The sequence below is a fragment of the Bacillus sp. JJ783 genome, from assembly GCF_036963225.1.
In the GTDB taxonomy this organism is placed as follows: domain Bacteria; phylum Bacillota; class Bacilli; order Bacillales; family Bacillaceae_G; genus Bacillus_A; species Bacillus_A cereus_U.
This window is the reverse complement of sequence record NZ_JBALMG010000037.1, coordinates 1-19,867: the sequence shown is the minus strand read 5'-3', so window position 1 is coordinate 19,867 and position 19,867 is coordinate 1. Positions and strand designations below refer to the sequence as shown.

The following is a 19,867-nucleotide window of genomic DNA, read 5'->3' as shown; positions in this document are numbered from 1 at the left end:
ATGGAAGGTGTAGTATTATTACATAAGCCAAAAGGAATGACATCACATGATTGTGTGTTCAAATTAAGAAAGATATTACGTGAGAAACGAATTGGTCATACAGGGACACTGGATCCAGATGTAACAGGAGTATTACCTATTTGCGTTGGGCGTGCAACAAAAATTGCGCAATTTTTAACAAGTGAAACAAAAACATACGAAGGTGAAGTGACATTAGGGTTTTCAACAACAACAGAAGATGCTTCTGGTGAAGTTGTGGAGAAACAAGATGTAAATCGTGTCATTACACGTAAAGAAGTAGAAGAGGTACTAGCGGAACTAACAGGGACAATTGAACAAATGCCACCGATGTTCTCAGCTGTAAAAGTTAACGGAAAAAAACTATACGAATATGCAAGGGCAGGACAAGAAGTTGAACGTCCAGTTCGTACAATTACAATTCATGAATTTGTATTACTTGATGAACGTGAAGTTTTTGAAGGAGAAAACATTTCATTTCGTTTCCATGTAACGTGTAGTAAAGGAACATATGTAAGAACACTAGCAGTAATGATTGGTGAAAAACTTGGATTTCCATCACATATGTCTCACCTTGTAAGAACAGCATCTGGTGAATTTTTACTAGAAGATTGCATATCATTTGAAGAAATTGAAGAAAACGTGCAAAATGGAACAGTAGAGTCTATTTTCATCTCAATTGATGAGGCACTAAGTAAGTTTCCAAAAATGGTTGTAGATGAAAAGCAAGCTGAAAAAATAAAGAACGGTATGTTCTTAAAGAATGAATTAGAAACAACAGCACCATTTATTACAGTATTTGACAAAAACGATCGTTGCTTAGCAATTTATGAGCATCACCCAAAACACCCTGGCATGCTAAAGCCAATGAAAGTACTTGTGAATAATCAAGAACTAAAGCTATAATGAATTATTGGAAGGATTATTACAGAAAAAGGTGAATTCAAGCGTGAAACTTATTCATTTAACTCATCCACATGAACAAAATAAAATAGAATTACCACCTACTGTAATGGCATTAGGATATTTTGATGGCATTCATTTAGGACATCAACGTGTGATTCGAACAGCGAAAAAAATAGCGGATGAAAGAGGATGTAAAAGTGCTGTCATGACGTTCCATCCACACCCATCTGTTGTATTAGGGAAAAAAGAAGCGCATGTGGAGTATATTACACCGATGCGTCTTAAAGAAGAAATCATCGCAAGTTTAGGAATTGATATCTTATATGTGGTGAAATTCGATGAGCCATTTGCTGGATTATTGCCACAACAGTTTGTCGATGAGTATATTATCGGTTTAAATGTAAAGCATGTAGTAGCAGGCTTTGATTATTCATATGGACGTTTAGGAAAAGGGAAGATGGAGACTTTACCATTTCATGCAAGAGGGGAGTTTACACAAACCGTGATCGAAAAAGTTGAATATCAAGAAGAAAAAGTAAGTTCTACTTCATTACGAAAGTTAATTCGAAACGGTGAAATGGAACAAATTCCATCTATTTTAGGGAGAGCTTACACGGTAGAAGGAACAGTTGTACACGGTGATAAGCGTGGACGTCAAATTGGTTTTCCAACTGCAAATGTAGGTTTAAGTGATGAATACCTGTTGCCATCTGTAGGTGTATATGCGGTAAGGTTGAAGGTTCATGATGAATGGCATGATGGTGTATGTAATATCGGGTATAAACCAACTTTCAAAGAGAATGAGCGTCAATTATCTATTGAAGTGCATCTATTTGAATTTAATAAAGACATATACGATCAAAGTGTTACAGTGGAGTGGCACATGCGTATAAGAGAAGAAAAAAAGTTTAATGGAATTGATGAGTTAGTTACGCAAATCGCTCAAGATAAAAAGGTTGCCCAAGAATATTTTGCGAGCGTAAAGAATATACTTGCTTTTTCAAATGAAAAGTAGTATTCTATGTTATGTACTTTATGACAACCATTACTTGGCATTGCGACTCACCGATGCTTGCTAGGTAACTGGGGGTTTAATTATTAGGAGGTGAAATAGGATGGCTTTAACACAAGAGCGTAAAAATGAAATCATTGCACAATTTAGAACTCATGAGACTGATACTGGTTCTCCAGAGGTTCAAATTGCTGTCCTAACGGAGCAAATTAACACTCTAAACGAGCACTTACGTACTCACAAGAAGGATCATCATTCACGTCGTGGTCTATTAAAGATGGTTGGTAAACGTCGTAACTTACTTACTTACCTTCGTAATAGCGATATCACACGTTACCGTGAATTAATCACAAAGCTTGGCTTACGTCGATAGTCAAAGAAGCGGGAATATTCCCGCTTTTTTGTTAGGTAAAAATATATCTTCTACTCTTTATAGCTTACTTAATTTTCGGCAATACTAGAGGAAAGAATATTGTGATATACTATCCATTTACATAGAAGAATTGAATATTTTAAATTGAGAGGGGTACTTAAATGAGTCAGGAAAAGCAAGTCTTCTCGATAGATTTAGCTGGTCGTCAGCTAACAATTGAAACAAGTCAGCTTGCAAAACAAGCAAACGGAGCAGTATTAGTAAGATATGGCGACACAGCAGTTCTATCTACAGCAACTGCATCAAAAGAGCCAAAAAATGTAGATTTCTTCCCGCTTACAGTAAACTATGAAGAGCGTTTATATGCAGTCGGAAAAATCCCAGGCGGTTTTATTAAGCGCGAAGGCCGTCCAAGTGAAAAAGCAATTTTAGCAAGTCGTTTAATTGACCGTCCAATCCGTCCACTTTTCGCAGATGGTTTCCGTAATGAAGTACAAGTTGTCAGCATCGTAATGAGTGTTGATCAAGACTGTTCTTCTGAGATGGCAGCTATGCTTGGTTCTTCATTAGCATTATCTATTTCAGATATTCCATTTGAAGGTCCAATCGCAGGCGCGACAGTTGGTCGTATTAATGGCGAGTTCGTTATTAATCCAACAGTAGAACAGCAAGAACAAAGTGATATGCACCTTGTTGTAGCTGGTACGAAAGATGCAATTAACATGGTTGAAGCAGGAGCGGATCAAGTACCTGAAGAAACAATGTTAGAAGCAATTATGTTTGGACACGATGAAATTAAACGTCTAATTGCATTCCAAGAAGAGATTGTACAAGCTGTCGGTAAAGAGAAAACAGCAGTGAAACTTTATGAAGTGGATGCTGATTTGAACCAAGCTGTACGTGAAATGGCTGAGACAGATATGCATTCTGCAATTCAAGTGCACGAAAAACATGCACGTGAAGATGCAATTAGCGTAGTGAAAAAGCGTGTAATTGAGCATTACGAAGCTGAGGAAGCTGATGCTGATACATTAGGACAAGTAAGTGAGATTTTATATAAAATTGTAAAAGAAGAAGTACGTCGTCTTATTACAGTTGAAAAAATCCGCCCAGATGGTCGTAAAGGTGACGAAATTCGTCCTTTAGCATCAGAGGTTGGCATTTTATCTCGTACACATGGTTCTGGTCTATTCACACGTGGACAAACGCAAGCATTAAGTATTTGTACATTAGGTGCATTAGGCGATGTGCAAATTTTAGATGGTCTAGGTGTAGAAGAGTCAAAACGCTTTATGCACCATTATAATTTCCCTTCATTTAGTGTTGGTGAAACAAGACCAATGCGTGGACCAGGTCGTCGTGAAATTGGTCACGGTGCACTAGGAGAACGTGCTCTTGAACCTGTACTTCCATCTGAAAAGGATTTCCCATATACAGTTCGTCTTGTATCTGAAGTATTAGAATCAAATGGTTCAACTTCACAAGCGAGTATTTGCGGTAGTACATTAGCGATGATGGATGCGGGTGTACCACTTAAAGCGCCAGTTGCTGGTATTGCAATGGGTCTAGTGAAATCTGGTGAGCATTACACAATTTTAACAGATATTCAAGGAATGGAAGATCATTTAGGTGATATGGACTTTAAAGTAGCAGGTACTGCAAAAGGTGTAACTGCACTACAAATGGACATTAAAATCGATGGTTTATCTCGTGAGATTTTAGAAGAAGCATTACAACAAGCGAAAGTTGGTCGTATGCACATTCTAGATCACATGTTATCTGTTATCGCTGAACCTCGCATTGAGTTATCTGCGTATGCTCCGAAGATTATTACAATGGCAATTAACCCAGATAAAATTCGTGATGTTATTGGACCAAGTGGTAAACAGATTAATAAAATCATTGAAGAAACTGGCGTTAAAATTGACATCGAGCAAGATGGTACAGTATTCATTTCATCAATTAATCAAGAGATGAATGAAAAAGCGAAGAAAATTATCGAAGATATCGTTCGCGAAGTACAAGTAGGCGAAATCTACTTAGGAAAAGTTAAACGTGTTGAAAAATTCGGTGCGTTCGTTGAATTATTTAGCGGTAAAGATGGACTTGTTCACATCTCTGAACTTGCACTTGAGCGTGTAGGTAAGGTAGAAGACGTTGTGAAAATCGGTGATGAGATTTCAGTTAAAGTTATCGAGATTGACAAACAAGGTCGTGTAAACTTATCTAGAAAAGTATTGCTAAAAGAAGAGCAAGAAAAAGAAGCTGCTAAAGAAGAAGTGGCTAAAGAAGAAAACGCACAAGAGCAACAATAAGTGAAAGCCAGTTTAGCTGGCTTTTTTTGTTATGTAAAAAATGTGATTCATTTAGATTTTTATGTGAGTATAGGTATAGTTTTCATCATAACGCTCAAATTAACAAAGATAAGAAGAAAATGGTTTCTTTTTTATAGTTAATGGGAGGGTTTATATGAAAGCTCGTATATTAGCGTACATATTTATATTTTCTTTATATGTGGGTTTTGGCTCTTATTCCGTTTTTGCGCAGGATAACTTGCATGAAGAAATTCAAAAGCATGTAAAACAGTACGAGATTATGCCGCAAAATGCGATGATTGATAAGATTTGGAAGGCGACGCCTGGGTATAATGGAAAACAAGTGGATATAGAAGCGTCCTATAATAATATGAAGAAAATCAAGAAGTTTGATCAAAAACAACTTGAATTTAAGGAAGTATCACCGAGTGTTCACTTAGAAGATTTACCACCAGCTCCCATTTATCGAGGACATCCAAATAAAAAAATGGTGGGATTAACAATTAATGTGGCCTGGGGTAATGAGTATTTGCCACGTATATTAGAGGTATTGAAAAAACATGATGTGAAGGCGACTTTCTTTTTAGAAGGACGCTGGGTGAAAGAAAACTTACGATTTGCCAAAATGATTGTCGATGCAAATCAAGAAGTAGGAAATCATTCTTACACACACCCTGATATGAAAACGCTGTCTACAGATGAAATACGAGATCAATTACAAAAAACGAATCGAATGATAGAAGCAGCTACAAATCAGAAAGTGAGATGGTTTGCTCCGCCAAGCGGAAGCTTTCGGGATGAGGTAGTAAAAATAGCGGATGATTTCCAAATGGGGACGATTATGTGGACTGTAGATACAATTGATTGGAAGCGGCCAGAACCGGGTGTGTTATTGCAGAGAGTAATGCGAAAAATACATCCAGGTGCTATTGTGCTAATGCATCCTACTTCATCTACAACAGAAGCGCTAGATACTATGATTAAAAATTTAAAGGAACAAGGATATAAAGTGGGGAATATTACAGAATTACTAGATGAAAAACGTGTGGATTAAATACATTTGCATGACATTCATCTCTAAACTTGTTATCATTAAATAATAGCAATTATTTAGAGAAACTGGCATTAGGAGGAAAGTTTTTGATTAAAAAATATACGTGTAAAAATGGTGTAAGAATTGTTATGGAGAATATACCAACTGTACGCTCGGTTGCGATTGGTATATGGATCCACGCAGGTTCAAGAAATGAAAATGAAAAAAATAATGGGGTTTCACACTTTTTGGAACATATGTTCTTTAAAGGGACAGAAACGCGAAGTGCAAGAGAGATTGCAGAATCATTTGATAGCATTGGTGGACAAGTAAATGCTTTTACTTCAAAAGAATATACATGTTACTACGCGAAAGTGCTAGATGAGCATGCTAAATACGCGTTAGATGTTTTAGCAGATATGTTCTTTAATTCAACATTTGATGAGGAAGAACTGAAAAAAGAGAAGAATGTTGTATGTGAAGAAATAAAAATGTACGAAGATGCGCCAGATGATATTGTGCATGATATGTTAACGAAAGCAACATATGAAACGCATCCGCTTGGATATCCTATTTTAGGAACAGAAGAAACGCTTGAAACATTTACAGGTGATACGTTACGTCAATATATGAAAGATCATTACACACCTGAAAATGTTGTTGTATCAATTGCAGGAAATATTGATGAAGCATTTTTACAAACTGTAGAGCAATATTTTGGTAATTACGAAGGAACAACAAATCGTGAACAAGTACATAGCCCAATCTTCCATTTCAATAAAGTAGCACGTAAGAAAGAAACAGAACAAGCTCATTTATGTTTAGGATATAAAGGCTTGCAAATGGGACACGAAGATATTTATAACTTAATTGTATTAAATAATGTTTTAGGCGGTAGTATGAGTAGCCGTTTATTCCAAGAAGTACGTGAGCAACGTGGATTGGCGTACTCAGTATTCTCTTATCACTCTTCTTATGAAGATACAGGAATGTTAACACTTTACGGTGGAACAGGTAGCAAACAGTTAGATACACTGTATGAAACAATGCAAGAAACGTTAAATACGTTGAAAAATACAGGTATTACAGAAAAAGAGCTTGTTAACAGTAAAGAACAATTAAAAGGAAACTTGATGTTAAGTTTAGAAAGTACGAATAGTCGTATGAGCCGTAATGGTAAAAACGAATTGCTTCTTCGTAAACATCGTTCTCTTGATGAGATTATTGAAAGTGTAAACACTGTAACAAAGCAAAATGTAGACGAGTTAATTCGCAATATGTTTACCGATGAATTCTCTGCGGCACTTATTAGTCCAGATGGAAAACTGCCAAAAGGAATGAAACTTTAATCGATTGTGTAATTCATTCGCTTTCGGAAATAACCGTATCTCTTTTATATGAGATACGGTTATTTTTTTTATACATGCAGAATAGGTACTTATTATAGGATAACCTTCATGAAAAGTAGGATAGGGGGAGATTTAATGCGTTTAAGTGAATTAAGTGGCAAAGAGATTGTGGATTTAGAAAGAGCAGAAAAAATGGGAGTTTTAGGTCATGCAGATTTAGAAATTGATGAGAGAGATGGACAAATACAAGCGCTTATTATACCTACTGGGAAATGGGGAGGTTTTAAAAGAGAACAGCAAGAAGTGAGAGTAGAATGGAGCAAAATTAAGAAGATGGGAAATGATATGATACTTTGTGATCTTACGAACCATTCAAGATCGGAGTGAAAGATGACCATTTTGGTTGTCTTTTTTTATCTTTATATAAAGAAGATAAATCATGTGTGCTTTTTGTTTTTCAATCACCTCAAACTCGTACATTACATATGATGTGGAGGAAAAAGAAAAAGTAGGCATTTTTCTTATAAATGAAAGAAAAAGAAGGTGAATTAGAGAATGTTGACTGAGATGCATATTGCTGTCATAGGAGGAGATGCACGGCAGCTAGAAGTAATTCGCAAGCTAGTCGAACTGGACGCGAAACTTTCATTAATAGGGTTTGAACAGTTAGATCATGGCTTCACAGGGGCAGCAAAAGAAAGTATACAAGATTTAAATTTCACTTCTTTAGATGCGATTATTTTGCCGGTTGCAGGGACGAATGCCAAAGGAGAAGTAGATACTATTTTTTCAAATGAAAAAGTTTCCATAACGAAAGAACAAATTGAAAAGACGCCAGAAAACTTTACTATATATTCAGGTATTGGTACACCTTACTTGGAAAATCTCGTATCTACTACAAATCGCAAACTTGTAAAATTATTTGATCGTGATGATGTTGCAATCTATAACTCCATTCCGACCGTAGAAGGTACACTAATGATGGTTATTCAACATACTGATTACACAATTCATGGATCGAATGTAATGGTTTTAGGATTTGGTAGAACTGGTATGAGTGTTGCAAGAGCCTTTCAATCATTAGGAGCACATGTCAAAGTTGGAGCGAGACGTTCGGAACATATTGCTCGTATTACAGAAATGATGTTTTCTCCTTTTCATATGCAAGACATAGAGAAAGAAGTAGGTAATATCGATATTGTTATTAACACAATTCCACATCTCGTTGTAACAGCAAGTGTAATTTCGCGGATGCCAGCTCACACGTTAGTTATTGATTTAGCTTCTAAGCCAGGTGGCACGGACTTTCGCTATGCGGAGAAGCGTGGAGTTAAGGCACTATTAGCACCTGGTCTTCCTGGGATTGTTGCACCGAAAACAGCAGGACAAATATTAGCGAATGTTCTTTCTCAGTTATTAATAGCAGATGCAATCGCAAAGGAGGAGGATGAGAAATGAGTTTGAAGGGGAAACGAATTGGTTTCGGATTTACAGGCTCACATTGTACGTATGAAGAAGTTATGCCACATTTAGAGAAGTTAATTGCAGAAGGTGCAGAAGTACGTCCCGTTGTTTCTTATACTGTCCAATCAACAAATACTAGATTTGGCGAAGGGGAAGAGTGGATTAAAAAGATCGAAGAAATAACAGGGTTTAAAGCAATTAATTCAATTGTCGGAGCAGAACCACTCGGACCAAAAATCCCACTAGATTGTATGGTAATTGCTCCTTTAACTGGAAATTCGATGAGTAAATTTGCGAATGCGATGACAGATTCTCCAGTATTAATGGCAGCAAAAGCGACGCTTAGAAATGGAAAGCCTGTCGTGTTAGCTGTTTCGACGAATGATGCGTTGGGGCTTAATGGGGTAAATCTAATTACACCAACAAGGTGACGACAAAGTACAAACGCTTATATGTCGCCATCTTGAGGGAGCTTAGGGTAAAGCACAAGTTCGAAATCATCGAGTCTTTGCCACTTTTCCTTTTTATAAACAGCCTTTTCTAAAACTGATTTTAGGAGGCTGTTTTTCTTTTTCGGATCATCTGTTTTAAAGTACAAATCAAGAACATGCTCCACTTGAGGTATTGTATCTGTCTTCACTTTTTCCTTCTTAATTTCTGTTTTAATTTCTTTATTTAAGTTTTCCATCGTGGAGGTAATTTCAGTAATGCGATTAGAAACTACATTCGAACGTTCTAAAAACATATCGACAGTATAAACGCCACGTTCTAATAAATCATGTAAATTATTTTTTTGTTTTTGGACATCCACTAATTCTTTTTCAAGCTTACGTAATGCAGCTTCATTCATTTGAATAACTTGTGTTTCTTTTAACTTGTCATCTTGCTTATGTTTTTCGAAATCAGCTTTATAATTGACGTACCATTCTTTTAAAGCCTCGAGTAAACGCTTCTCAATTAATTCAGTATAGCTTGATTTGTTTTCACAGCCACGGTGTTTACAATCCATGGTTTCTTTTCGGTTCTTCGGATAACGTTGGACCATACTGTAACCACATTTAGCGCATTTAATAATACCAGCCAGTGGATTTTTGATTCCGTTTGTATTGTAAGGAACGTGATACCTTGAATTTAATTTATCTTGCACTTGTTCGAATAAACTTTTGGGTATGATAGGCTCATGTTTGCCATCCGCAACAATCCAATCTGATTTATCTTGACGTGCACAACTTCTTTTTACGGCATCAGGACGTTTTACTTCTTTTCGCTTTTGCCATGTTACTTTTCCGATGTATACATTGTTCTTTAATATATCTAAGATACTATAAGGATTCCATTCATTCCCTAACTTACTCTTGTAGCCAAGATCATTTAACTTATTCCTAATTGCACTCGCACCCATATCCTCATTTGCATACCAATCAAATATCATTCTTACAACAGAAGCTTCTTCTGAATTAATCGTTAACGTACGTTCTCGCTTATTTAAACGATGGATATCATATCCGAATGGTGGATGTGTACCAAGATAATTTCCAGCCTCTACACTTGCGATACGGCCGCGTTGCATACGGCGTGTAATAATCTTTAACTCCTTACGTGCCATAAACGCTTCAAATTCGCTGTATTCTTCGTCCCACTCATCATTAAGGTCATAAGTCTTCCTAGGTGTCATAATCTTCGTATTTGAGCGTTTAAACGTCTCTAAAATGATTCCTTGCTCTTTCATACCACCACGACCTAAACGGTCCATATCCATGCAAAGAACAGCATCATATTTGTTATCTTCAATTTCTTCAAGTAGCGCCAACATTTCAGGGCGTTTCACTAAGCTCTCACCAGAAACAATTTCCTCACGGACAGCTAAAATATTTAAGTTCATTTCCTTGGCAATTTTCAACAGGGTAGAGCGGTGCTTTGCTAAAGTTTCACCTTCGCCGCGTGCTTCGGCTTCGAGATCGGCACGGGATTTACGTAGGTAGATTGCGGTTCTCATAGGAATTCCTCCTCTTATTAATAACCATTATATAAAAATGAATTTGAATAAATTATAAAAAAATATTGAAGTATTTTACATAAAACAAGCTAAATGATATGTATGTTTTTTATTATGTAATTAAGCATGTTCGCAGAAAAATAGTTTGTAAATGAGCAGCTAATAATTGATTTTCATAATGTAATAAGCGTTGATTTGCGACTTGAAATGAAACATTGAAAGTTTTTGCGATGAGGTGTATCGATTCTTTTCTAGTTTCGGGGAATTCTAGTGTCCTTAACATAAAAGTCGGAATGCAAAAGTGCAACATGAATTTGTTCGCTTTTGCTTCTTGATAGTCTAAAAATAATTTCGGCATGTTTAGCTGATTTCCTACATGGAATAGAACATGACAAAGTTCATGACTAAAGTCCTCCCATTGCTGAAAAGCGGTGTTTCGATTATCAATAATAATGCTTGGTAAATCATTTCTACAAATAGAACGACTTCCAAACGGAGCAAAATGTAGCCAAATGTCTAGCTTTTGAGCAATCAATCTCATATCAAGCTGTTCTGGACCAAAAATAGATAAGGAATGCAAAAGGTTCTCAATATAGTCTTCAATTTGTGTTGTGTAGTAGGTCTGTGTTTTATGCATATAATTTCACTCCATTACCTTAATATCGAACTTGTGTTCTTATTTTACTATAAAAATAAAAGCCCGTGAAGGGGCTCTGGATAATAGATAATATTTAAATGTAGATTAATCAGAAAATGGATTTACTTGTATTATTTTTGCTTATCCTCAGGCTTACGATTTTTCTCTTTATTTTTAATAAATTCCCAAAATTGTCTTAGTTCTTCCTGTTTATCAGGAGACGCGTCCTTAATATCCTTAAACCAAAGACCTAATTCTGGATCCGCTAAAGGATTGTTAGCCTCGGTTTTGATAATATCTCTACCTAGAAGGTAATCTGTGGATACTTCAAAGTAGTCTGCAATTTTTTTTAAAGTATCGTAGTCAGGTTCTCGTTGACCTTGCTCATAATTGGCCAATTTTCCTCTTGAAAAACCCAACCTCTCAGCAAGATCATATTGGCTTAGTTTTTGATTCTTCCTAAGCTCAGCAATCTTTTTTCCAAGCATAAATTTTCCTTCTTTCTAAATAAGAGTAGGAGCTTTTTTCTTAATTATAGAAACGTATAGTTTCTAAATCCACAAAGGAAACGAAAAGTTTCTAATAAACATTGACAGAAACGAAATGTTTCTATATATTGAAGGTGTAAGGAAACGAAACGTTTCCATAAAGGGGGGATATAGTGGATAAGCAAAGAATTAAAATGATTGAGTTAAGAAACGGTCAATCGAGAATAAAAGTTGCGCATAAGCTTATAATTACACCTCAGATGTTAGGGGCGATTGAAAGGGGTGATAGGACACCTTCGTTAGAATTAGCTAAAAAAATAGCGGATTTCTATAAAACCACAATTGATGATCTATTTTTTGATTAAAAGGAAACAAATCGTTTCTAGGAGGTGTGAAAATGTCATCAACTCAAATGGCAGTACCAACAGATCTGTCGCATAAACATATAAAAAGTACTTCAAGAGGTGACACCATGAGCCAACAAGAAGAATATGCAGCGACTTATGAATTTGGAAAAACGAAAGTCCATGTTGTGGCTCCTGAGCCAAAATCGCAAAAGGATATTGATAAAATCCTTCAAGCATATTACAAGGCTGGTTGGGCCATCATCAAAGAAATGCAAGTGAAAGAAAACATTGAGGATTAGTTCCTCTCTTTTTACATGAATAATAGACAAGTTACGTATGTACTAGATTCATTGTAACCATTTGAAAACTAAATATGGAGGCGAACAGATATGGGAACAAGCATATACTGCAATTCAGCAATAGGGGAATTGTTACAGAATGCTAGAGAATGTTGTGACAATGTTCAGCTGAAAACGAAGAAAGGACTATCTAAGTACCTTGGCATTACACATGAACGCTTAACTCGTATTGAATCTGGACTTTCTAAACCAGAATTTGAGCTTGCGATGGATTGGTGTCATGCAACAGGAGCAAAGTTAAATCAACAAGCAATTAAACATATTTATGGTGTTGGTTTACCGCCTACAGATCCACGATTAACTCAAGATGTGAACCTACAATTAATGAACTATATAAAACAAGCAGAAGAGGGGATTTTAGCAGCGAAGGAAATCATGAACTTACAAGTTGCAACAAGGTCATGGAAGTTTGATGAAAAGAAGAAACATGAATACGCAGTTCATGCAAAAGAAATCTTCGATACAATCCAAGCTACTCAATGTGTAGTACAAGCTCTTGAGCAAGTTCATTTTGGCATTATGGAACAAATACAAGGAAGTTGGTTGCGAAAGGCTATGGCGGAAAACGTTATTATTCAATCGGTGGATAGTTTGATGACTTTAACAAAAGTTTTGTAAAGGAGGAAGTGTAAATGACAGTAGATTACAAGAATCCAAGCTTAGGAGAGTACAAGGAACTAATTCGTTATGATGCAAAGTTAACTGGTGAAATAAAAATAGCTAAAACATTTGGTGATAATGAGAAGTCCAGTGAGTTAAAGCAAGAGAAGAAGTTAGTGGGAATTCGAATCAAAATTATTGAGGCATCATTCACTTTAAAACATAAATGGGCAAAAGAAAAAGCTACCGCCTAGACAACAGTAGCTCTAACAAAAATATTGTAAAGCAATTATAACATTTTATAAATCATTTGGACAAGCACTGTGCTTGTCGTTATGACCAGAAGGGGATTGTTCCTCCCATCCCCTTACAATACGTCTTTCTGGTTGTAACGATGCGTACAGCATCAGTCAAAACTGTATGAGGGAGGAAAGTGAAGATGAAAAGGATTCAATTAACAGACGGACAACCAACAAGTGTTAGGAGAGAAGATCTCAAATCAGGAGCGGTCGAGTTATTGGAGATAATTAAGACGGCATGTTTGAATAGTAGTTTGAGTTATGTGGAAGTAAATAAAGCTCTTCATGTGGTAGATGAAGAGCTTTATAAAAGAATTATTAATAGTTCTTGTGAAAAATCATTAAATTAAACTGAGGTTATCTTCTTCTAACTCTTTTTTGTACTTGTCGTATTGCTCTTGGTTAGCACCTACAACATAAGTGGTGTTGTAGTATGCTTGCTCGTTATAGATGTCGATTAGCTTTGTACCAACATGCAATAGCGTCCAACCTTGTTCTAAATAATCATTGGCACGTGAGTTAGCTATGTCGTCATCAAATTCTAAAGTAAATACAATGTCTTTCATATGTAACACCTCCCTCTATGGGAGATTATACCAAAATAATAGATTTTTAGATATTTTTAGTAATTAGACAAGCGTTGTGCTTGTCGTTATGACCAGAAAGGGATTGTTCCTCCCAATACCTCTACAATGTTCCTTTCTGGTTGTAACGATGCGTACAGCATCAACTCAAATAGAAAGGAGATGTAATTCATGACACATAAATACGATCGTCTTCATGATCTAGTTCTCCCAGGAGACTTTTCATTTGCGAATAAACTTCATAACTGTATGGTTGCATGTATTCATAACATGTTTTATGCAAAATCAGCCGAAGAATCAAATCATTGGGAAGAAGAACTGGAACGATGTATGAAAGAATTTAAAATGCTTCGTGATACAAAAGAAGAACATGAGGCATCGATGAGTTATCGTGTAGTGATTAAAGATTTAAGAGCAAGAGGGGTTAACGCCTCTTTAGTAACACGTAGAAAATAAAAAATCTACCACTTGGCAGAGTGATAGATAAATAGCTTTGGAAAAAATATTTGAATTAATTATATCAAATTAGCATTCGTATAACAACGGAGTGTGTTGCATGCTTTTAGACAAATCATTACATAGAGTGTTGCTGAATCCTAAGATACTTCAGCAAGCGACATCAGATCAACACCTAAATTATTTAGTAAAACAATATCTCAAAACAGGATACGAGAATTATCGCTTATTACGTGTAGAGGACGGATTTGCGATATGTAAACGGGAGGATGAATAATATGGCAGTTTATAGACCAGTACATGTTTCATTTTGGCAGGATTCATTTGTTTTAGATCTTACACCGGAGGAAAAGTATTTCTACTTATATTTGATGACAAACGGTAAAACGTCTCAATCAGGAATCTATGAACTTCCACTTCGTATCATTGAAACGGATACAGGGTACAACCGCGAAACTGTTATGAAGCTATTAGAACGTTTTGCAGAGTACGGGAAAATTAATTACAACCAAAAAACAAAAGAGTTGTTCTTAATCAACTGGTTGAAATTCAATCCGATTAAAAATGTGAACATTGAAAAGTGCGTTTTAAAAGAAATTCAATCTGTGAAGGATAAGGATTTTTTAGTTGATTTCTATGAAACTTGCTTGGAATTAGAAATGCAACAAGACTTTAAGATTCCAAGAATTAAGGAGTATTTATCAGCACGTTTGGAGGGGCTTATAAGGGGCTTCCAAGACCCTAGCAAGGAAGAAGAAAAAGAAGAAGAAAAAGAAAAAGAACAACAACAAGAAGAACGCGCAGGCGCGGAAGAAGTTGTTGAGGTTAATCCAATTTCTTTTTACGAGCAAAACTTCGGATTCATTACACCTTTTATCGCAGATGGTATTCACGCTTGGATAGATGATTTAAATGCAGAGCTCGTTGTGAAAGCTATGGAAATTGCTTTAGAGAAGAATACGAGAAACATGAATTACGTAAATACAATTTTACGAGATTGGCATCTTAAAGGATTGAAAACAGTAGCAGATGTTGAAGCAGCTGATAAAGCATTCCGTACTCAACGATTAGCAAAGGTGCAACAGCCGATGCAAGCTCCTTATCAACAAAAAGGCTTATCAGAATCTACTAAGAACGTAATACAGCAGCAACAATCATGGGAGAAAAACATTCCAACAGACGAAGAACTTGCAGCATTTAATCAACAAAATGGGTGGGCTGTTCAATGAGTAACGATATGATTCGTAACGCAGAAGCTGAACAAAGTGTTTTAGGTAGTATTATTCAAGAAGGTGATTTAATTAAAGATTGCCAACTAAAGCCAAAGCAGTTCTCTAATCCAACACATCAAGCGATTTTTAAAGCGATGAGAGAGTTAGAAGATGCTGAGGTCCCAATAGATCTTGTCGCTCTCATGGGAAAATTCGATGAAAGCTTTATGAATCAAATTGGCGGAATTGGATTCTTTGTAAACCTGACAGAAGTTGTTACCACAACAAAAAACTTTTCGTATCATGAAGGTTTAGTAATTGAGGCGTGGAAGATGCGACATGCTCAGGAGGTTGCTGGTAACTTATATAATCGTCTTCAGCATGAAAGAGATATGAGCGTTATTAGTACATCGATTGACGAGTTAAGCGCCATTGAGGAAACGGGTTATTCAGATGAATTTAATTTAAAGGAAACCCTAGTTAATCTGTATAAGAACATGCAAATTGATGTAGGTGATTTAACCGGTATACCAACTGGTTATGACGACTTAAACAGAATGACCGCAGGATTGCAAGAAGGTGATTTAATTATTATCGGTGCCCGTCCTTCAATGGGGAAAACAGCATTTGTATTAAACGTTGCTTTCCATGCAGCAAGCGCTCATACAGCAACAGGGGTCTTTTCTCTAGAGATGGGCGAAGAACAGTTGCTTAAGCGTATGATCTCAAGTACTGGAAATATAGATGCTACGAAATTAAAGAACCCTAAAAAGCTATGTAATTTAAAGGATTGGGAAAAGATTAGTCAGGCTATGGGCTTGATAAATGATTTACCATTAGAAATTTACGATAAAGCAAATGTAACGATGCAAGAGATTTACGCTAAGGCCAGAAAATTAAAGCGTAAGTATCCTGATAAAAAGGTTTTAATCGCGATTGATTACTTGCAACTTATTGTAGGTGACCCAAAGCACAAAGGAAATCGTATGCAAGAGATTGGTGAGATTAGTCGTAAGCTAAAACTTATGGCAAGAGAATTAAACGTATGTGTGGTTGCATTATCGCAGTTAAGTCGTGCTGTAGAAAGTAGGCAAGATAAAAGGCCATTACTCTCAGACCTACGTGAAAATGGTCAAATTGAGCAGGATGCGGACTTGATTGCTTTCTTATATCGCGAAGATTATTACGACCGTGAAACAGAAAATAAAAACATAACGGAAATTATTTTAGCGAAACAGAGAAATGGTCCAGTTGGTGTTGTTGAACTAGCATTCATTAAAGAGTTTAGTAAGTTTGTAAATTTAGAGAGAAAGTTCAATCATCAACAGGAGGCGTAATCATGTTATTACGGCAGGAAGTAGAACGTAGAAAACTAGCAATCATTCGTAAATTATTGGGATTAGGATTAGCTGAAATTAACGGACAAACATTAGATCAACTAACGTTAACGCAGCTAGAGGGAATATTAATCGTAAGCTTGCAAGTATTGGAGGGAACTAATGATGCCAAAGCAACTAACAATCTTTGATGTGGAACCAGTTGTGTCATTTGATCCTAAGAAGGCTCATGTTCATCGGTTAAATTCTAAACTACGTTTTGCTGACGTTGTTGTACAAATACCACGCCAAGCAAAGGCGATTGACGAATTAAAACCAACGACAGCGCCAGATGATCGTTATGAATTATTTGAAGATTATACAATTGGGATTTGGCGTTATAAGCGAGTGGAGAATAAACAGTTTGATTGGGAAGAAGCTGAAGAGATATGTAAGCGAGCAAGGGATAGCAAAGAGCCGATTCCAATACGGCTTCATCTATCCTTGGAACAATCATTTGTTCCGGAGAATGTTGTGCAGTATTTATAAGCAAATAAAAAAGCCGAGAATACTCCCGACTACTTTCGACAAAGTAATTATATCATGGGAGTGGTGAATGTGGCGATTATTAAAGAAGATATCGCAGAAATGAGAGCGGAAATTTCTTTAGCTGAAAATATGGTTTATATCGTGAAAGATGGACAAGTTCGTCAAATAGAGCCGCCGATAAGTGGCCATGGTGAGCAGTCCTTGATATACAAGAATAAAAAAGTAATTCGTATTGAAAAACGAGAATCAGAGTTGATTTAGCCTAGCTTTTATTTCTTCAAACAAGTTGGAAATTGGGGTAATAATAAACTTTGAATTTTGTTCAGGATGAAGACTCAGTGAACAATTAATGAATAAAAGGAGAAATCCCTGCGGGGGCAGGGATCTCGGAGGGGAGAGGCTATTGTCGTACTATGTCGAAATTTGGCGTATTCGACGAATTAATATTATCACGAATTTTCAAGTAATTGTGGTGTTCGATGTGTCAAAAATGTGTACGAATTTTATATAAAAGTGTTATTTTGTTGAAAAGTAATACGGAGATAAATAAGACCGCTCCTTTTATCGGAACGGCCGTACAAATAACCTGTGCTGGAGGTCGCATCAAATGGCATAAGATGTTTTCTCTAAACAGTATAGACAAGGATTTTTACGATTATACGTAAAAACGGCAGGCAACTGATTAAGTTACCTGCCATGTTCCTGCATGACACGGAGGAGCGCTTTCCGTTTTGAAAGAGTGAAGCCGGGGAGAGATCGGCTTGCAGGTAGTATGTGCAATACAAAAAAGATTATTCGTAAAGGGGAACGGGAAATGGACAAGCAAAAACGTATCGATATCGTAAATAAACTTATTAGTTATTTAGCAGATCACGAAAAAGATTTCTTCCGTTATGAAGATGAAAATAGAACAGCTCATTTTAAACATGATGGTAGAAACCTTTGGTTTGTAGACCACTATTCAAATGTTCCTATGCGTATGACAAGAAGCTCATATAAAAACAAGAAGCAAGAAAGATACTTCTCAAGTGGTGGAACAATGTGGGCGCTAATTAGAGATTTTACCGACTTTATTTATGGTGATTACAATTCGAACGGTAACAACGGATACGGTGGATTGTATTGTACACATTGGGGTTGGTCGGATGAAGAAATGAAAAAGATGCGTGAGTATGCAAGAGAAGTTGGGTACTTAAAATCTTAATAAAATAGTTATTTGAATGGAAAATAATAAAGCCCTAGCAAGGGGAGCTAGGGCAGGGGATAGGGTATCAAGAATTTTCGGGCCAATAACGAATGACTTCTTCGAATGAGCTTAGTTTAACACACAAATTCTTGTACAGGTGTTACAAAAATATGAACAAAGGGGGAATGAAGAATGAAAATACCAACAATTGTATTTAAAGCTAAAAATAAAGAAAACCGTTACTTATGTAATGGCCCGGATTGCGGTGACTGGAGCGATGAGTTTTTAGACACACAAGAAATCACTGATGCTCTTCACATCATAAAAACAGATTTTAAAAAGCCAACTGAAGAGGATGTACAAAACTTTTATAAGTTCATGGCAAGCCTTCCATTTAATAATGATGTGGAATTTATTAAGAAACACTATGATCCGGTTGATATGGAAATAACGCAGGAACAACTAGAAATTATTCGTATGCATGATGAGTGGTAATTACTACAAAATCCTTATTTAGTAGCAAATGAAAAGAGCACACTAATAAGTATGCTCTTTGAAAGGTAGATTGCTATGAGTGGAGAGTCTCCATACAATAACGTATGCTTGTCAGGTTTAAATGTGACAAGTTTTTATTCCATGAGAAAAGAGCACTTCGTAAAAGTGCTCTTCTGACCAAGATCCTTTTTGTAAAAGAGAGGAATACGTAATATCATATGAATTTATTTTTAAATGTGTGTAAAAGCGTATAAAAACTTCAATTTGTCATAGAAATACTTACAAAAATCAATGTATATATAGACTGAACAAGAAACCCCTTCAGATTATTTATTGAAGGGGCTTCAAAAAGTAAATTATTTAACTATTTTTGAGAATATCATCATTTAAAATTAATCTAACTTTTCAATTACAATCGAAGCATTTATATTTGTTTGTGTTCCACCTGCCAAAGTCTGCAAAGTAACAGCAGCAGCGGAAGTATGATTGTTAAGGGTAAGCATATCACCTGCGGCTAAAGTGAGGATTGTTTGCCCGTTGTTTGGTTGAGTTCCTGCACCTGATCCATAAACTGCGTTGGTAACTGGAGCACTATTTAAAAAGAGCGTAAATTGATTAGACTGAACTCCTGATACAGAAAAAGAAATTTTATAATCTCCTGCATTAATAACCATGATCTGAGAAGTTCCAGGAGTATGAGTAAAACCAGGTGTCATTAAACCGTTTGAATTGAAAAGAATAGGTGCTTCTAAGGCAACAACTTGAGCTGCTGTATTATAAATATAAGCATATTGAGATAAACCAGATACTGTAAGTCCGGTCGCTCCGGTCGCTCCGGCAGGCCCGGTAGGTCCCGGAGGTCCACCTGATGGTC

26 protein-coding genes and 1 pseudogene are annotated in these 19,867 nt (G+C 36.3%); 22 read left to right on the top strand and 5 right to left on the bottom strand.

The genetic code is table 11. The annotated features are described in order from the left end of the window. The 9 genes and pseudogenes from truB to dpaB all read left to right on the top strand — a co-directional run. Complete coding sequence (gene truB / locus V7038_RS07625) at positions 1 to 924, top strand: tRNA pseudouridine(55) synthase TruB (protein WP_335469753.1); 924 nt, start codon at positions 1 to 3, stop codon at positions 922 to 924. Positions 925 to 967: 43 nt separating this feature from the next. Beyond that, positions 968 to 1,939, top strand: a complete 972-nt coding sequence (gene ribF / locus V7038_RS07620; protein ID WP_002111363.1) for a bifunctional riboflavin kinase/FAD synthetase — start codon at positions 968 to 970, stop codon at positions 1,937 to 1,939. 100 nt (positions 1,940 to 2,039) lie between these two features. Continuing rightward, entirely contained in the window at positions 2,040 to 2,309 is a 270-nt protein-coding gene (gene rpsO / locus V7038_RS07615) for a 30S ribosomal protein S15 (RefSeq protein ID WP_001229392.1), read from the top strand. Between the two features lie 161 nt (positions 2,310 to 2,470). Beyond that, positions 2,471 to 4,624: a polyribonucleotide nucleotidyltransferase gene (gene pnp / locus V7038_RS07610; RefSeq protein ID WP_335469751.1), complete on the top strand. Its 2,154-nt coding sequence runs from the start codon at positions 2,471 to 2,473 to the stop codon at positions 4,622 to 4,624. A 154-nt stretch (positions 4,625 to 4,778) separates the two neighbouring features. After that, positions 4,779 to 5,678 (top strand): polysaccharide deacetylase family protein, encoded by a 900-nt coding sequence (locus V7038_RS07605; RefSeq protein ID WP_002111361.1) that lies wholly within the window; start codon positions 4,779 to 4,781, stop codon positions 5,676 to 5,678. 86 nt (positions 5,679 to 5,764) lie between these two features. Beyond that, a complete protein-coding gene (locus V7038_RS07600; protein ID WP_002111360.1) occupies positions 5,765 to 7,006 on the top strand; it encodes a M16 family metallopeptidase in 1,242 nt (413 codons plus the stop codon). 135 nt (positions 7,007 to 7,141) lie between these two features. Continuing rightward, complete coding sequence (locus V7038_RS07595; RefSeq protein WP_002111359.1) at positions 7,142 to 7,393, top strand: YlmC/YmxH family sporulation protein; 252 nt, start codon at positions 7,142 to 7,144, stop codon at positions 7,391 to 7,393. Between the two features lie 168 nt (positions 7,394 to 7,561). Then, the gene (gene dpaA / locus V7038_RS07590; RefSeq protein WP_002111358.1) at positions 7,562 to 8,464 is read left to right on the top strand and encodes a dipicolinic acid synthetase subunit A; all 903 of its coding nucleotides are present in this window, start codon (positions 7,562 to 7,564) and stop codon (positions 8,462 to 8,464) included. Further along, positions 8,461 to 8,886 (top strand): annotated as a pseudogene (gene dpaB, locus V7038_RS07585) (dipicolinate synthase subunit B); the annotation flags it as partial. The gene dpaA and the pseudogene dpaB, both read left to right, overlap by 4 nt. A gap of 32 nt (positions 8,887 to 8,918) precedes the next feature. Here the strand turns inward: dpaB and V7038_RS07580 are convergent. The 3 genes from V7038_RS07580 to V7038_RS07570 all read right to left on the bottom strand — a co-directional run bounded on the left by V7038_RS07580 (position 8,919) and on the right by V7038_RS07570 (position 11,591). Then, a complete protein-coding gene (locus V7038_RS07580; protein WP_335469748.1) occupies positions 8,919 to 10,466 on the bottom strand; it encodes a recombinase family protein in 1,548 nt (515 codons plus the stop codon). Between the two features lie 112 nt (positions 10,467 to 10,578). Then, positions 10,579 to 11,103 (bottom strand): ImmA/IrrE family metallo-endopeptidase, encoded by a 525-nt coding sequence (locus V7038_RS07575; RefSeq protein ID WP_335469746.1) that lies wholly within the window; start codon positions 11,101 to 11,103, stop codon positions 10,579 to 10,581. 131 nt (positions 11,104 to 11,234) lie between these two features. Further along, on the bottom strand, positions 11,235 to 11,591 hold the full coding sequence (locus V7038_RS07570; RefSeq protein WP_199672364.1) for a helix-turn-helix domain-containing protein: 357 nt from the start codon (positions 11,589 to 11,591) through the stop codon (positions 11,235 to 11,237). 173 nt (positions 11,592 to 11,764) lie between these two features. On the opposite strand from V7038_RS07570, the gene V7038_RS07565 reads away from it, so the two are divergent. The 5 genes from V7038_RS07565 to V7038_RS07545 all read left to right on the top strand — a co-directional run bounded on the left by V7038_RS07565 (position 11,765) and on the right by V7038_RS07545 (position 13,546). After that, positions 11,765 to 11,956 (top strand): helix-turn-helix transcriptional regulator, encoded by a 192-nt coding sequence (locus V7038_RS07565; RefSeq protein ID WP_335469743.1) that lies wholly within the window; start codon positions 11,765 to 11,767, stop codon positions 11,954 to 11,956. 32 nt (positions 11,957 to 11,988) lie between these two features. Continuing rightward, the gene (locus V7038_RS07560; protein ID WP_335469741.1) at positions 11,989 to 12,237 is read left to right on the top strand and encodes a hypothetical protein; all 249 of its coding nucleotides are present in this window, start codon (positions 11,989 to 11,991) and stop codon (positions 12,235 to 12,237) included. A 90-nt stretch (positions 12,238 to 12,327) separates the two neighbouring features. Beyond that, entirely contained in the window at positions 12,328 to 12,915 is a 588-nt protein-coding gene (locus V7038_RS07555; protein WP_335469739.1) for a sporulation sigma factor-processing peptidase, read from the top strand. 14 nt (positions 12,916 to 12,929) lie between these two features. Next, the gene (locus V7038_RS07550; RefSeq protein WP_335469737.1) at positions 12,930 to 13,151 is read left to right on the top strand and encodes an RNA polymerase subunit sigma; all 222 of its coding nucleotides are present in this window, start codon (positions 12,930 to 12,932) and stop codon (positions 13,149 to 13,151) included. Positions 13,152 to 13,336: 185 nt separating this feature from the next. After that, on the top strand, positions 13,337 to 13,546 hold the full coding sequence (locus V7038_RS07545) for a hypothetical protein (RefSeq protein ID WP_335469832.1): 210 nt from the start codon (positions 13,337 to 13,339) through the stop codon (positions 13,544 to 13,546). On the opposite strand, the gene V7038_RS07540 is transcribed toward V7038_RS07545, so the two are convergent. After that, a complete protein-coding gene (locus V7038_RS07540) occupies positions 13,538 to 13,762 on the bottom strand; it encodes a hypothetical protein (protein WP_000652091.1) in 225 nt (74 codons plus the stop codon). The two genes, V7038_RS07545 and V7038_RS07540, sit on opposite strands and share 9 nt — an antisense overlap. Positions 13,763 to 13,951: 189 nt before the next feature. On the opposite strand from V7038_RS07540, the gene V7038_RS07535 reads away from it, so the two are divergent. The 8 genes from V7038_RS07535 (at position 13,952) to V7038_RS07500 (ending at position 18,993) form a co-directional block, all read left to right on the top strand. After that, positions 13,952 to 14,236: a hypothetical protein gene (locus V7038_RS07535; protein WP_002088134.1), complete on the top strand. Its 285-nt coding sequence runs from the start codon at positions 13,952 to 13,954 to the stop codon at positions 14,234 to 14,236. 278 nt (positions 14,237 to 14,514) lie between these two features. Next, a complete protein-coding gene (locus tag V7038_RS07530) occupies positions 14,515 to 15,465 on the top strand; it encodes a DnaD domain-containing protein (RefSeq protein ID WP_335469735.1) in 951 nt (316 codons plus the stop codon). Next, a complete protein-coding gene (dnaB, locus tag V7038_RS07525) occupies positions 15,462 to 16,784 on the top strand; it encodes a replicative DNA helicase (RefSeq protein ID WP_335469733.1) in 1,323 nt (440 codons plus the stop codon). Before V7038_RS07530 ends, dnaB begins: the two co-directional genes overlap by 4 nt. Before the next feature lie 2 nt (positions 16,785 to 16,786). Continuing rightward, a complete protein-coding gene (locus V7038_RS07520) occupies positions 16,787 to 16,975 on the top strand; it encodes a hypothetical protein (RefSeq protein WP_335469730.1) in 189 nt (62 codons plus the stop codon). Next, positions 16,950 to 17,312 (top strand): cell division protein SepF, encoded by a 363-nt coding sequence (locus V7038_RS07515; RefSeq protein WP_335469728.1) that lies wholly within the window; start codon positions 16,950 to 16,952, stop codon positions 17,310 to 17,312. The genes V7038_RS07520 and V7038_RS07515 overlap by 26 nt, the downstream gene beginning before the upstream one ends. Positions 17,313 to 17,381: 69 nt before the next feature. Next, positions 17,382 to 17,573 (top strand): DUF3954 domain-containing protein, encoded by a 192-nt coding sequence (locus tag V7038_RS07510; protein ID WP_002192662.1) that lies wholly within the window; start codon positions 17,382 to 17,384, stop codon positions 17,571 to 17,573. Positions 17,574 to 18,126: 553 nt separating this feature from the next. Beyond that, positions 18,127 to 18,516: a hypothetical protein gene (locus tag V7038_RS07505; RefSeq protein ID WP_335469726.1), complete on the top strand. Its 390-nt coding sequence runs from the start codon at positions 18,127 to 18,129 to the stop codon at positions 18,514 to 18,516. Between the two features lie 174 nt (positions 18,517 to 18,690). Continuing rightward, the gene (locus V7038_RS07500; protein WP_088099820.1) at positions 18,691 to 18,993 is read left to right on the top strand and encodes a hypothetical protein; all 303 of its coding nucleotides are present in this window, start codon (positions 18,691 to 18,693) and stop codon (positions 18,991 to 18,993) included. A gap of 392 nt (positions 18,994 to 19,385) precedes the next feature. On the opposite strand, the gene V7038_RS07495 is transcribed toward V7038_RS07500, so the two are convergent. After that, on the bottom strand, positions 19,386 to 19,867 hold a 482-nt coding region (locus V7038_RS07495; protein WP_438825105.1), incomplete at its 5' end, for a BclA C-terminal domain-containing protein.

Coding starts and splice junctions, on each gene's coding strand:
- truB (WP_335469753.1), top strand. CDS start 1: ATGGAAGGTGTAGTATTATTACATAAGCCAAAAGGAATGACATCACAT.
- rpsO (WP_001229392.1), top strand. CDS start 2,040: ATGGCTTTAACACAAGAGCGTAAAAATGAAATCATTGCACAATTTAGA.
- pnp (WP_335469751.1), top strand. CDS start 2,471: ATGAGTCAGGAAAAGCAAGTCTTCTCGATAGATTTAGCTGGTCGTCAG.
- V7038_RS07605 (WP_002111361.1), top strand. CDS start 4,779: ATGAAAGCTCGTATATTAGCGTACATATTTATATTTTCTTTATATGTG.
- V7038_RS07595 (WP_002111359.1), top strand. CDS start 7,142: ATGCGTTTAAGTGAATTAAGTGGCAAAGAGATTGTGGATTTAGAAAGA.
- dpaA (WP_002111358.1), top strand. CDS start 7,562: ATGTTGACTGAGATGCATATTGCTGTCATAGGAGGAGATGCACGGCAG.
- V7038_RS07580 (WP_335469748.1), bottom strand. CDS start 10,466: ATGAGAACCGCAATCTACCTACGTAAATCCCGTGCCGATCTCGAAGCC.
- V7038_RS07575 (WP_335469746.1), bottom strand. CDS start 11,103: ATGCATAAAACACAGACCTACTACACAACACAAATTGAAGACTATATT.
- V7038_RS07570 (WP_199672364.1), bottom strand. CDS start 11,591: ATGCTTGGAAAAAAGATTGCTGAGCTTAGGAAGAATCAAAAACTAAGC.
- V7038_RS07560 (WP_335469741.1), top strand. CDS start 11,989: ATGTCATCAACTCAAATGGCAGTACCAACAGATCTGTCGCATAAACAT.
- V7038_RS07555 (WP_335469739.1), top strand. CDS start 12,328: ATGGGAACAAGCATATACTGCAATTCAGCAATAGGGGAATTGTTACAG.
- V7038_RS07550 (WP_335469737.1), top strand. CDS start 12,930: ATGACAGTAGATTACAAGAATCCAAGCTTAGGAGAGTACAAGGAACTA.
- V7038_RS07545 (WP_335469832.1), top strand. CDS start 13,337: ATGAAAAGGATTCAATTAACAGACGGACAACCAACAAGTGTTAGGAGA.
- V7038_RS07540 (WP_000652091.1), bottom strand. CDS start 13,762: ATGAAAGACATTGTATTTACTTTAGAATTTGATGACGACATAGCTAAC.
- V7038_RS07535 (WP_002088134.1), top strand. CDS start 13,952: ATGACACATAAATACGATCGTCTTCATGATCTAGTTCTCCCAGGAGAC.
- V7038_RS07530 (WP_335469735.1), top strand. CDS start 14,515: ATGGCAGTTTATAGACCAGTACATGTTTCATTTTGGCAGGATTCATTT.
- dnaB (WP_335469733.1), top strand. CDS start 15,462: ATGAGTAACGATATGATTCGTAACGCAGAAGCTGAACAAAGTGTTTTA.
- V7038_RS07520 (WP_335469730.1), top strand. CDS start 16,787: ATGTTATTACGGCAGGAAGTAGAACGTAGAAAACTAGCAATCATTCGT.
- V7038_RS07515 (WP_335469728.1), top strand. CDS start 16,950: ATGCCAAAGCAACTAACAATCTTTGATGTGGAACCAGTTGTGTCATTT.
- V7038_RS07505 (WP_335469726.1), top strand. CDS start 18,127: ATGGACAAGCAAAAACGTATCGATATCGTAAATAAACTTATTAGTTAT.
- V7038_RS07500 (WP_088099820.1), top strand. CDS start 18,691: ATGAAAATACCAACAATTGTATTTAAAGCTAAAAATAAAGAAAACCGT.